This is a genomic window from Pseudomonas sp. ITEM 17296 (assembly GCF_028895205.1).
In the GTDB taxonomy this organism is placed as follows: domain Bacteria; phylum Pseudomonadota; class Gammaproteobacteria; order Pseudomonadales; family Pseudomonadaceae; genus Aquipseudomonas; species Aquipseudomonas kermanshahensis.
Genome location: NZ_WJRS01000001.1, coordinates 498,649 through 511,817, shown reverse-complemented (window position 1 = coordinate 511,817; position 13,169 = coordinate 498,649). Strand labels below are relative to the sequence as shown.

Below are 13,169 nucleotides of genomic sequence, written 5' to 3'. Positions count from 1 at the left end.
ACGCCTTTATACCTTGGAACCGAACACATCAGCGTGCACGGAAAATTGTTGTGACCAGCGTGAGGCATCCGAAAAGTCGAGTACCTGCCAGCCTTTGTCCTGCAATACGCTAGTGGTCTGCTCATCCACTGTGGACAGAAACACCAGGGCACGGGATGCCTTGTATTGGGCGGCTGCGATGGCTGCTCCATTGTTGACGGGCACGTTGAGCGCATCGGGTTGCAATGTGCCTGCCTGCTTGAGGGCGATCAGCCAAGCATTGAGTGGCTCGTCGGCTGACGTACTGGAGGCCACAGCGATCGTGCTGTCCATCACGGGCTTTACCTGGGCGTTGGCCAGCGCCACTAGCAACTTAAGCACATCGGCGTTGCGGCGGTTAATGTGCTCGTGGTCGGGCTGGTTGAAGTAGGACAGTAGACACTGGTAACAGCCGGCTTCGCATTGATGATTGCCGAGCTCATTACTACGCTCAAGTGACGGCAGGTCGTCCAAGGCCCAGACGCCGTTCTGAGGGGCGCGATAGTGGATTAGTTGCAGCGCCTTGTCTGCCACCAGGGCCAGATCGGCGGGACTGTTCGCCAGGCGGGTGAGGACGCCCGCACCGCCTTCGGCCGCTTCATAGAACAGCAGGGCACGACGCTCATCGGATTTCGGCAGAGGCTCGGCCACCAATTCGGACTCCTCGATCTGGAAGGTCATTTCTATGCCGCGCTTGAGCACAGCCTGCAGCGTAGCCATGGCCTCCAGCGATAACTCATGCAGAGGCGCGAGGATCAACAAATTGCGGTGATCCTCGACGAAGGGAACGATGCGCTGGCTGGGCACTTTCTCCATCAAGGCATCACCTTCGCCCCTGTCGTCTTCGGCGCCCGGTGCATCCTGCTTGCTCCACGTACCGGTTATGGGGTTGATGTAGAAGCCCAGTTGCTCCTTGTCCTTGCGCCTGCGCCAGCCACGGTTGATGCGCCAGATTTGCGCGGCGGGAGCATATGTGAGCTCGCCCAGCACGTCACCTCCTTGTTGGATCACGGCCTTCTGCTGCTGGATACGGCCATCGGGGCCGGGCAGGAAGCGGTAAGTGGTTTGCAGCTCGAAGCCCTGGCGCTGACGTTCCTCGTCGTTGATGGAAATGCGCTCGGTGGCTACTGTTTCCACGGTTTCGATGCGGTAGAGCTCGCGCACCCAATCGTGTTCGGTGAGCAAGGCTTCGCAGTTTTCGCAACAGTTAACCAGCGGCTGCTCGCCGCCAGGCTCACCGAGATGACCATAGCCACACCGGCTGCACACCAGCGAGGCAATAGTAGACAGTTGACTGTTACCGGAGATGTGATCCGTATTGCCGACGTTGAGCTTGGCGCGCACTACGCGGTACATGCGGCCCTGGTGGTAAATGAGGCTGCGTGGGCCGAACTCGGATAGGGCGAGAAAGCGCGGGCGGCTGACCATGCTACCTTCGTCATCCTTGCCATTGGCAGTCTGGCCGCCACGAGCGGGAATCCAGGCCATCAGAGGTAGGCGCGGGAAGTTGTAGCCGGGCAGGAATCCTTGGCTAGCAAGGTAACGATAGGTGTAAAAGTCGTTGTTCTGGCCGTTGCCGGACTTGAGCAGCACGGCGTACTGGCGAGCAGCATCACCATAGCGGCGCTGGGCATTCTGGCGCTCCGTGTGCGAGGCGCTATGACTCTTGACGATGCGGTCGGCCATGTCCATCTGCTGGCGTGTGGCATCGAACAGTACGCGCCAGCGCTCCAGTGCCCCAGAGAACGCCTGCGCCGCGTTGTCGATGACCTGGCGCACATAATCTTGGGTAAACCAGGAGCTGCTTTCGAGCGCCCCTGTGAGTTGGTCGATGACCCGTCCCGCGCTAACCAATGCCCGCTGTTGGACTGCAGGTGAACTCAACGCTTCGTACAGAGGCTGTTTCAGTGGTTTGCCGGACTGATCGAGATCCAGCATGGGCGCGATACTGTCATCTAGTGGCACCTGGGTACTGGCCAACCAGACCGCTTGCAAATGGCTGTCGATGAGGTCTCGGTTGGTCAGGTCAAGGGTTGGTGCTCGCACAACACCGTGCACCATCTGCTCGGCGTTGTGAAAGAACCACTGATCATGCGGACTGAGCGCCGCACAGTACGTAATGACCAGGGCCTGTTGCCCCGAGCGACCGGCTCGTCCGCTGCGCTGGGCATAGTTGGCGGGGGTCGGCGGCACATTGCGTAGGTACACCGTGTTGAGCGCGGAGATATCCACGCCTAGCTCCATGGTGGGCGAACAGAACATCACAGGCAGACGCTCCAGGGGCGCATCGTGAGCGGGGTTCTGTGCCCAGTCCTGTCTATCTTTTTCCGTGTAGCGGAAACGCTGTTCCAGCAGTTGTCGGCGTGGCGCATCCACTTGGGCCGTGTGTTCCTGAGCCTCGAAGTCGAACAGTGGATGCGAGGGTTGTTCCAGCAGGTCGGCAACGCCAAGATATAGAGCGCGAAAATACTGATTGATACGACTGCTGTCAGCTTGCGGCTGATCGGCAATCAAGCACCAGTCCAAGGCTGCCGCGTTCAGGCGCCAGCCGGAGAGCTGGGCGTCGATGGGCTGGCGCTGCACATAGCCATAGTCCTTCGCGGACTCCAGCAGGGCTTCGATCAGCCCGACCCATTCGGCATCCTTCCAGTGTGCGACGTCACTGGCACAGGTGCTGTCGCGCCAGAAGGCGGCGGTCTTGATTTGACGCAGCAGGCGGGAACGCGGGCCGCCCGTCACCAGGTCGGTACGGGGGCGGCCTTTGTATTCAGGTCGCTTACTAAGAATGAGGTAGCGGCCGGTATCGAGTTTCTCGTCGGGAGCGAAAGCCCAACGCTCACTTAGATAAGTGTGGGCGCTGGTGCGTGCCTTGTCCTGCTCGACCGGGTCAAGATAACGACTTTCTAGGCACAGGTTACGGCGGAGGGTCTCGAATAGCAGCTCGTATAGACCTCTCCGTTGCGCCGTCGTCAATTTGGCCAGAATGTTGTTGCCGGTAAAGATACTGGCGTCAGCGCAGAAAGCATCCAGATCACGATAGCGAATCTGTAACAGGCCGATCTGGTCCAGATTTGGGTTGTTGAAACGCCAGCCGCGACGCAAATCACGCATCAGCCGATAGGCGATGATAAAGCGCAAGGTGCGTTGCGCTTCCTGCCGGGCCAGCCCCATAAGCTTGGGAGTACGCAGATACTCCATCAAGGCCGCTTCATTGATTCGGTGAAAGCCCAGAGCTTTAAATACGCTTTCGGCCAGGTGCTCTTCATCAAGCTGGCCGCCACTACCCTGGAGTGCACCGATTAAACCTGCGCGTAGTGTCAACAGGAAAATGAAGTCGTTAAAATGCCCCGCCTGCAGGGCGGCATCCTGACGGTTGTCTGTGAAACCGAGCAGCTTGCGCGGGTCGGGTTGACTTGGCGACGGTGCGGGAAACGCAAAAAGCTGTTGCAAGGCCGCTAAGGCAATCATGGTAGTAGCAGAGGAACGACCTTCGCCGGATAGGCTGGAGAGACGGTTAGCATCCTTACCATGGGCTTCGTGCGTTATGCCGCAGTACAAGCAGAAGCGGAACTTGCCAGGAATGAACCAGAACTCAGTTCCAGAACCCTTTTGCCCTTTGGCATCTACAGTGACCATATAGGGAATTGCACCCTGGTAGTCACGTTTAACCTTGGGCACGCTGCGGCTTTGGTCGATCCAGTTTTCCGGCAGATCGTCCTGCATACCACCATATTGCTGCCCAGGTACCAGAGGACACAGAAAGCCATAACTGGCATCGTCCTCTGCCGCGATGTCGTCGATTTCACGCGAACTAAAGCTGACAGAGTGCTGAGAGTGCCAGACAGGCAGATATTCTTGACCACAATCGCGGCAGAAGTGGGCGGGATAAAGGAGCACATTCTCGTGCTGGCGCCCTGGGGCGAAACGCTGAGCATCCAACGTGATATGACGTTTGCCGCGTGCCTCCAGAGTGGTGAGCACCTTGCCAGGACCGCTTATAAACTGGTGAAGTTTGAATGCAAAGGGCGGCCTGCCCTGCGGCGTGCGCACGTCATGGGCAGCCACGAGAAAGCGCTGTAGAGCGGCTCGCGCAGCGTCAGGCTGGCAGCCTCCATCTTTAGCAAGGTGGCGGCTGGCTTCTTCCAGCATCATGGGCCGCGCGCGACGAGGAGGCTCGTCAACGGGGAGTTCGATACCTAGGTTCAACTCAACCCAGATGGATAGCGGATCGTTGCGAAAGGCTTCGAAGTCGGCCCAAATATCCTGCTCACGCGTAATAGCGGCTGATAGCTCAGTACGGATAGCGTTGACATCTTTGAGCGGGTTAGTGACCCGTTCCAAGGTCTCGCCAATGACATCATGCTCGCTGATCTGGGTACCAAAAAGCTTGCTGGCCACTTCCGCAACCACACGGTTGCGGTCGGCCTGGCTGCCGGAAGTGGACATGGTGGCCGAGGTGCCGATGCAGACCAATTGGCTAGCCTTTAGGCGCTCGCGCAGGCGGCGCACAAGCAAGGCAACGTCCGCCCCCTGACGACCACGATAGGTGTGAAGTTCGTCCAGGACCAGGAACTCAAGTCCTTCACAGTGTTCCACCACGCGACGGTCCACTTCGTCAAAGCGCGTGAGGATGTACTCCAGCATCATAAAGTTTGTCAGCAGAATATCAGGCGGGTTATCCGCGATGGCGCTGCGCTCAGCCTTGCTTTCCTGGCCCGTGTAGCGCCTCACGGTAAAGGGGTGAAGATCTGGCGCATACCCATGCAGAAATTTGTCGAGCTCTTCCAGTTGACTGTTGGCCAGAGCGTTCATCGGATAAATAACGATAGCCCTAGTGCGTGCTTTGCTGTCGGCTTGCTTCGCTTTGAGAATGCGATCAATTATCGGGATGAAGAAGGACAGGGACTTCCCCGACCCCGTACCGGTCGTGACGACATAGCTTTGACGCCCTTGACCTTTGGCCAAAGCTTCCAACTGGTGCTTGTAAAGATGCAGGGGCTGCGGCGAACCTTCGGTTTTCCCGACCTGAAATATCTCCGCACAGGCAGCGTGCAAAATGCCCTGGTCCACCAATTGCTGCGCTGTGCCTTGGCGTTGATAATTTGGATTGATCTGCACCAACGGCTCAGGCCAGTAGCGACCTTGAGTGTATTGATGCTCTACCTCTGCTTGGATATCGGGTGCTGCGATGCGTACGAAGCTGCGGGAAAAATTGCCATAGCGTTCAATGAGCTGGTCGCGGAATTGAAAAACGTTATCCATGGTGAGTCCTCACTGATCCGTCTTGCTGCTAGTGGCCAGAAACGCCGTACTAGCGTAGATGCCTGCCGAGATGCGCTTCCATTTTGCACCGCGCCCCTTGCCGGTCGGCTCAATCAACCTCTCTGACTTGATGGCCCGAAGCACAAGCCGCACCATATACCGGCTCACGCCGGGACAGGCATTTCGATGACGTCAAATGTGCGGCGACCAGCCGCACATTCTGCCGCGACGTGATGTCGTTGTTTGAGTGGTTCGAGGAAGCGTGGGGAGGTACTCGGGAGTGAGCGGTTGCATGGTAACGTAAGCAGAGGCACGCAAAAGTGCAAATCATAGGGTGCAAATGGGGTATTGTCTCGAAAATACCTCATAAAATTTGGCACAAGTGCCGCTGCCTGAGGAATCTTGAGCGAAATGCCCATCCTCTCCGGCAGTGATCACCCCTGCCATGTCGAATCGAATACGCTAAGTGACTCTCGACTCAGGTCTCGGTAACCAGGCCGTCACTACATATGTAAGGAGTCTTTGGCTCTTGCACATCTGCATTTCAGGCTAAACGAGCGATACCTGTCCCCTATTCCTACAACACAGGGAAGAAAAAGGGCTGACGACCTCGCGATTGGCCGCTGCGAAACGACTCCTGATAGTTGACTAAGAAAGATCACTATTCAACATTCCGCCTCAATCCCCTTACAGCGCATTCCAAACGGTATTCCACGAGAAATAAGAAACTGAAAAACCAATAATTTTCATAGGCCTATCAAATCATTTCAGATTACCCCGGCTCAAGAAAGATGTGACACGAGCCCCTACGACTCTCTTTTTTCGCACCGAGTCTCCAGCTCTTTGTTCGCGCTGCTTCCCCCAGTTATCTCGCCCAGTGAACCTGCCGCATCCCCCCAAAAAATCCACGCCCCCCTCACCTTTTTCATTGCACCCCGCAGCTATAAATCCTACCGTGCATGTCGTTTTTGGATATGGAGGCTAAGGATATGGCCCAACTCTTCCCCGCACTCAGTGCCTGCCGCTTCGACGCCCCAGGCGAAAAACGACTCGCCGAACGACTCGAAAAAAAGCTCTCAGACGACTGGTTGTGCTGGTTCAACGTGCCAGTCGGGCCAAAAGGCCTGCAACCTGATTTCGTCCTCCTGCACCCCAAAATCGGGCTGCTAGTGCTTGAGGTCAAAGACTGGAAAATCACTTCGCTGATCTCGATGACGGCCAGCGATGTAAAAAAATACGATGACGGCCAGGAAAAAACCGTCATCAACCCGCTGGCCCAAGCCCGCAAAAATGCCTTTGAAACGGTCCAGGCATTGGAAAAAGACAGCGCCTTAACCCAAGGTGTTGGGGCTTACCGGCCTGGCAAACTCATCATGCCGTACAGCTGGGGGGTGGTACTCACCGAGATCACTCGCAAAGAGTTCGATGCAAAGAAGCTCGGCGCAGCGATGGAAGGCACGCGGGTAATCTGCAAAGACGAAATGTACGAAACTGCAGACAGCACGGTATTCGAACAGCAGGTGTGCAAGATGCTCGTACATCAGTTCCCGGTGCACTTGCAGCCGGAGCAAATTGACCGAGTGCGCTACCACCTGTTTCCCGAGATTCGGTTAAACCCGGCACGTGCTCAGTTCGGGTTGTTCAGTGAACAAGATGCTCCCCTTCCCAGCCTGCTTAAGGTGATGGACCTTCAGCAAGAGCAGCTGGCACGTTCCATGGGCGATGGCCATCGGGTGATCCACGGTGTCGCCGGTAGCGGTAAAACCATGATCTTGGTCTATCGCTGCTTGTACCTAGCCCGCGTAGCTACCAAACCGGTTTTGGTCTTGTGCTTCAACAAAACGCTTGCCGCGCGTTTGAGCCAAGTACTGCAACAGCACCGTCAGGACCACAAGGTTACGATTATGGGCTTCCATGCCTGGTGCCACGGTTTACTGACCAATGCAAAGCTAAGTCTTCCTGAAATGAAAGGGGCGAAGTTCGTTCAAGCATTGGAAGAAGAAGTGCTTCGGCACATGGAAAGCGGCGCCCTAGCCCCAGAGCAATACGCCGCCATCCTCATTGACGAAGGGCACGACTTTAAACCCGAGTGGTTTCGCTTGGTCGTCCATCAGGTGGATCGCGAGCGTGAAGACCTGTTGGTACTGTATGACGACGCTCAAGCCATCTATCGCGGCAAGACGACGGGCACGGCCAAAATGGCGTTCAGCTTTGCCAGCGTAGGCATCAAGGCCTCTGGCCGGACCACGGTGCTGCGTACCAATTACCGCAACACCCTAGAAGTACTCTCGGTGGCCCATGCTTTCTCCAAGGATCTGTTAAGCGCACGTGATGCCGAAGACGATCATGTACCAGTGCTTGCACCTCAAAGTGCGGGGCGTCGGGGTGATATCCCACAGCTTTTAAGCTTCTCTCAGCCAGCACAAGAAGCACAGTGCCTGGCGATGAGGTTAAGGGCAGAACATGAAAACGGCAGAGCCTGGGAAGACATGGCGGTGATTTACCGACATACCAGTCAAGCCATCTGGGTTGAGGAGGCGCTAAAAGCGGCAGGTATTCCGTACACCAGTGCTAGGGTGATCTCTCAGCGTACAAAGCTCTATGCCGAAAACTCGGTAAAAGTCGTCAGCATGCATTCCAGCAAAGGGCTGGAGTTTGGTTTTGTGATGATCCCGCGCCTGCATGAAATGCCAGGAAAAGGTGAGGATGAGGCCGACGAGATGCGCTTGCTGTACGTGGCGATGACACGGGCAGTTGATCGCCTGGTGATGAGCCATCAAGGCCAGTCGGGGTTCACCGAGCGCCTTGGGGAGGCGGTGGCCCAGGTAAAAGCCAGCCTTTAGGCAGCTGCTTAAATCAGTACCACATTCACCATGCGTGAAGGAGCCAACGTAAGTGCCCGCCATACGGCGGGCACTTCACAATCCAGAAATCGCCTTACCAGCTATAACTCAACTTAGCCGTAACCTCCCGCCCCGGGTTGTAATAATTCGCCGTCCCCGACCCCACCACATGCTGCTCATCAAACAGATTGCTCACATTCAGCGCAAGGTCGGTCCCCTTGGCAATCTTGTAATTCAAAGCCGCATCAAACAGCGTGGTCCCATCGCTTTTCTTGGTATTGGCCGCATCCATGTAATAGGCCCCCACATACCGCGCCCCCAGCCCAACGCTCACGTCAGTATCAGGAATGCTGTAGTAGCTCCAAAGCGAGGCAGAATGCTTCGGCGCCGTGGTGAACTCTTTACCCTTCAGCGACGAGCCGTCATACAACGACCCACGCAGCACTTCAGACTCCATATACGAGTAAGCCCCGATCACGCTGATGTCTTGCGTCACCTGCGCCTTGGCTTCCAGGTCCAGGCCGCGCACGCGAGACTCACCCACCGTCTGCTGCTCGATGATGCCGCTCGGCAACACCACGGCAATGGTGACGTTCTCCTGCGTCAGGTCATAAATGGCTGCAGAGAACAACGCATCCATCCCCATGGGCGAATACTTCACGCCCACTTCGTACTGCCGGCCGGTTTGCGGGGTAACGCCAACCTGTGGCGGGGAAACGGATTCCACCATGCTCACGTAGGTCGACACTTCATCGTTGACGATGTAGGTCAACGCACCGCGGTAGGAGGTTTCGGAGAAGCTGTCGTTTTCACTCGAGGCGCCGCCGATGTACTCCTTGCTGGACAGGTCCATGGAGTCGTTACGCACACCCGCGGTAGCAATGACGCGGTCGTAGAACGACAGGTTCTGCTGCAGGAAAACAGCCTTGGTCGTGGCGTCGTTCTTTTTGCGGGTATACGGCGAGATATCGCCCGGCACGCCGGTGAAGATTGGGTTGGCGATATCGATGGAAGGCGCCAGGCCGTAGACGGAGCTTTGCTTGGTGGTCGAGTCGAGGTACTCCACCCCCACCAGGGTGCTGCTGTCGATGTGCTCGAACTGGGCATCGTATTGCAGCATCAGGTTGCCGTTGAGTTGGTCGGCATCGCTGTCGGTACCAAACACGTAGCGTGGGATCGTGGTGCCAACACGCGTAGGGCTGTCGCTCAGGTAGGCGTAGCCGAAGTCATCGCTCAGCTCGCTGTAACGCAGGTTGCTGCGCAGCACGAAGCCGTTGTCGAAGTCGTGGGTGATGTTGCCGCTGAGGCTGGTGCGCTCGACGTTGTGGAAGTTGTAGCTGGGCTCACCGTAAAAATCGCTGCGGTCGTATTCCTTGTCCAGCGGGTAGCCACCGCTGTTGGGCGAGCTGTCGGTTTTCAGGTAGTCCAGGATCACGGTGGCCGAGGTGTAGTCGGTCGGCGCCCAGGTCAGGCCACCCATCACGAAGCGGTTGTCGTCTTGCGAGTGGTCGTACTCGCGGTCGCTGTTCTGCATCTTGGCGGTGAAGCGGCCGGCGACGGTTTTTTCGTCGTTCAGCGCATCGCCAACATCAATGCCAGTCTCGGCATGGTCGTAGGAGCCGTAAGTGACGTAGCCCTGGCCGAACTGCTCGAAGCGGGGCTGTTTGGTCACGAAGTTGACCGAGCCACCGGGGTCGGCCGGGCCGAACAGGGTGGAGTTGGCGCCGCGCAGAATTTCGATGCGCTCGTAGGCGTAGGGGTCTTCGCGCACACCGCGCATCGAGCTTAAGGTCAGGCCGTCGCGGTAGGTGGTGGCCTGGAAGCCGCGGATCTGGAAGTAGTCGTTGCGGTCGTCCGAGCCGTAGAAGTCGCTGATGACGCCTGGGGTGTAGAGCAGGGCCTCTTCGGTGGTGCTGACGCTGCGCTGCTCCATTTCCTTGCGGGTAACCACCGACACCGACGCGGGCGTGTTGAGGATGCTGGTCGCGACTTTGCCACCCACCCACAGCTCTTTGGCGACCACCGAGTCGGCGTCGTCGTCAGCATTGGCTTTGACCTTGGCATTGATGATGACGGGCGCCAGGCGATAGTCCTCGGTCGCGCCAAGTTCAAGCGGGCCGGCAGGCTTGGTTTGCGGAATGATCAGGTAGGCATTCGGGCCTTGCTGCTCTGGCTGCAACTCGGTCCCCTGCAACAGTGAGGACAGTGCTACCGGCGTCTCGAGCGTGCCTTGGACGCCTTGGGTCGTGCGGTTGCCGATGCTCTGCGCATCGTAAGACAGGCTGATGCCCGCCTGGCGCGCAAAGCGGTCGAGCGCCGGCGCCAGCGGGCCCCCCGGGATGTTCCACTGCTGCAGTTGGTTGTTGTGATCAGTGGCCAAGGGTTGCGCAAGCGACGGCAAGGCATAGCTGCTGACAACCAACCCCAAGAAAGCGCCGTGCAGGGCACGATTGAAGGGGTGGCGCTGTGGAACCGGGGTCGAACTCATTTTCTCGCTCCGTGGAGTGCTGGCAGACTGGCCTGTATTCCGGCCTTCTCTACAGGCCGAACGAGAATGAGAAAACACCTCATTTATTTTCAGGTTTCTGCGCAGCACACTTCACACGCGCGCTATTGAGCCTCCCACACCGCCGTCGAGGCTTACCGTGCGCCTGCTTCCACCGTTGAATGTGCCCCGTCGTCGCGGTCATTCAACTTCAGAATGTGCGCTTTGATGGAAGTACCCGCCAGGCTGACGAACGTCATATAAAAGTCCTTACCCAGATGCAGCAATGGCGAGCCTTTCAAGGATTCGGCGGCAGCCTTTATTGCAAATACCCCGAACTGTTCCGAGATGATTTCGACGCTGCGCGCACGCTTGGAGGGCTCGTCATAGGGCTTCTGATACCAGGTGGCGATTTGGTAGTCGACATCTTCTCGTTCAAACACCGCATACACATGGCTGACCAGGGCTATGCTGGTTTCGCGAATCAAGCCAGGGTCGACATTGTGTTGTTCAAGCAGCGCTTCGATGGGCTGGTTCATGACAAACAGCAGGTCTGCATTCGTATAACCGGGCATCGGAGGGAATACGCCGGGAGGCAGTTCGATGGTTGGGGCAGGTACGTCGTCATTGTGCATGTGAAGCTCCTTCTTCAGCCTGAATTGGCGCGCAGTCAATGACATTTGCCAATTGAATTAGTTGCGCGTCAAGAAGAAACAATCGCATTGCGCCCGCGGCCTCATCACTAGCCTTCGGTTAAACGTGCATCCTGCAGGGCCGGCAGGGGTCGGCTCAGTAACACGCCGACCAGCACCGCGAACAACAGCGCCGCCACGCCCGCCACGTGCAACACGGCTTCAAACCCTCCGATGAAGGCCTGGCGGGCCAAGGGCGCCACTGCCTCACGCAGGCCAGGGTCCAGCACGGCTAAAGCCGCCTGCAGGTCGCCCGCGGCAACGCGCGTGGCCATCGTGGCAACCTCGCCCAAATGCGCGGGGGCCACGGCGGCCATGGCCTCGTGCAGCAATTGGCCGCTGCGGGCCGCCAGCACGCCGCCGAGCACACCGATGGCCAGCACGATCGCGCCAAAGCGCGTGGTGGTGCTCAGCCCCGAGGCCATGCCGGTACGCTCACGGGGCACGCAGGCCATGATGTTTTTCTGCGTATCGCCATTGAGCAGCCCTGCCCCCGCGCCCAGCACCACGCTGGCCAGGGCAAAAGCGCTGTAGCCGCCGTAGCCAGCGGCCCAGGCACACAGCAGGTTGCCCGCGCCCACCAGCAGCAGGCCAAGGGCGAACACCTGGGCCGGGCTCAGGTGAGTGGCCAAGCGCATGCCCAGGCGGGGTGTCAGCAGCATGGCCACGGCGAACGGCAGCATCCCCGCCCCCGCCGCCAGGGCCGACAGTTGCAGGCCGTTTTGCAGGTAGAGCGGCAGCAGGGTCATCATCACCTGGGCACAGGCCGCATAGCCAAACATGCCCAACAGGGCACCCACGAAACGCCCGCTGCGCATCAGCCGCAGGTCGATCATCGGCCGTGTCTGGCTGCGTTCGACCATGATGAACAGGCCGAACAGGAATGCGCTGATCAGCAGCCGCGCCAAGGTCTGGGCGCTGCTCCAACCGACTTGGTTGGCGTCGATCATTGCCCAGATCAGGTAGCCCAGGCTGCCTGCGAAGGTCAGGCTACCCCAGGGGTCGAGGCGCGCTGCAGCGCTGTCGCGGGACGGCTCGACGCTGCGCAGTACCATCACGGCCAGCACCGCCACCAATGGCAGGTTGATGTAGAAGATCCAGCGCCAGCCCAGCGTGCTGGCGATCACCCCGCCGAGCAGCGGCGCGAAGGTGATGGTGGCGCCCATGCAGGCGCCCCAGAAGGCCCAGGCGCGCAGGCGTTCCTGGGGTTCGTGGAAGCGGTGGCCGATGGCGGCGAGTGCTGAGGTCAGCAGCATGGCGGCGCCGATGCCCTTGGCTGCCCTGGCCAGGTTGAGGAACATTAAGCTCGGGGCTCCGCCGCAGGCCAGCGAGGCGATGCCGAACACGGCCAGGCCGATCAGCAGCAGGCGGCGTCGGCCAAAGCGGTCGGCCAGGCTGCCAGCTGGCAGCAGGCAGGCGGCGAAGGCCAGCAGGTAGGCGCTGACCACCCATTCGATATCGGCGAACGCGCCGGACAGGTCGCGCGCGATGCTGGGCAGGCTGACGGCGACGATGTTGGTGTCGAGGATAATCAGGGCACAGACCAGTGAGGCGGTGAGCAGGGTGAAGCGCGGGGAAGCGGGCGTGGGCATGGCAAGGCTCCGAAGGCGGGCTGGATCTTTGGGGCCGCTGCGCGCCCCTTCGCAGCACAAGGCTGCTCCTACAGGTGCAGCGCATGCCTTGGGTGCTGCGCTGTGCCTGTAGGAGCAGCCTTGTGCTGCGAAGGGGCGCGCAGCGGCCCCGGCAATATCACTCACAGCACCGATACCTTTGCCGCCATGGCACCAGCCTTGTAGTGTTGTCCTCACCCTAACGCCATCAGCCCCACGGCTTGTTAGCCACAGTGGCCCGCGTCATTAGCTTGCAGGT

At 58.8% G+C, this 13,169-nt stretch carries 5 protein-coding genes and 1 pseudogene; 1 reads left to right on the top strand and 5 read right to left on the bottom strand.

Features of this window, described 5'->3' with window-relative positions; all coding sequences use genetic code 11:
- Positions 1-6: 6 nt before the first annotated feature.
- A complete protein-coding gene (locus tag GIB19_RS02235) occupies positions 7-5,280 on the bottom strand; it encodes a DEAD/DEAH box helicase (RefSeq protein ID WP_274883227.1) in 5,274 nt (1,757 codons plus the stop codon).
- A gap of 9 nt (positions 5,281-5,289) precedes the next feature.
- Positions 5,290-5,460, bottom strand: a pseudogene (locus GIB19_RS02230) (Fic family protein); the annotation flags it as partial.
- A gap of 809 nt (positions 5,461-6,269) precedes the next feature.
- On the opposite strand from GIB19_RS02230, the gene GIB19_RS02225 reads away from it, so the two are divergent.
- Positions 6,270-8,123 carry a 3'-5' exonuclease gene (locus GIB19_RS02225; RefSeq protein WP_274883226.1) on the top strand — a complete coding sequence of 618 codons (1,854 nt, stop codon included), beginning with the start codon at positions 6,270-6,272 and terminating at the stop codon, positions 8,121-8,123.
- 94 nt (positions 8,124-8,217) lie between these two features.
- Here GIB19_RS02225 and GIB19_RS02220 read toward each other — a convergent pair whose 3' ends face one another.
- The 3 genes from GIB19_RS02220 to GIB19_RS02210 form a co-directional block, all read right to left on the bottom strand.
- Positions 8,218-10,611 carry a TonB-dependent siderophore receptor gene (locus tag GIB19_RS02220; RefSeq protein WP_274883225.1) on the bottom strand — a complete coding sequence of 798 codons (2,394 nt, stop codon included), beginning with the start codon at positions 10,609-10,611 and terminating at the stop codon, positions 8,218-8,220.
- A 152-nt stretch (positions 10,612-10,763) separates the two neighbouring features.
- Positions 10,764-11,243 carry a hypothetical protein gene (locus tag GIB19_RS02215; RefSeq protein WP_274883224.1) on the bottom strand — a complete coding sequence of 160 codons (480 nt, stop codon included), beginning with the start codon at positions 11,241-11,243 and terminating at the stop codon, positions 10,764-10,766.
- A 107-nt stretch (positions 11,244-11,350) separates the two neighbouring features.
- Entirely contained in the window at positions 11,351-12,892 is a 1,542-nt protein-coding gene (locus GIB19_RS02210) for an MFS transporter (RefSeq protein WP_274883222.1), read from the bottom strand.
- Positions 12,893-13,169: the final 277 nt, after the last annotated feature.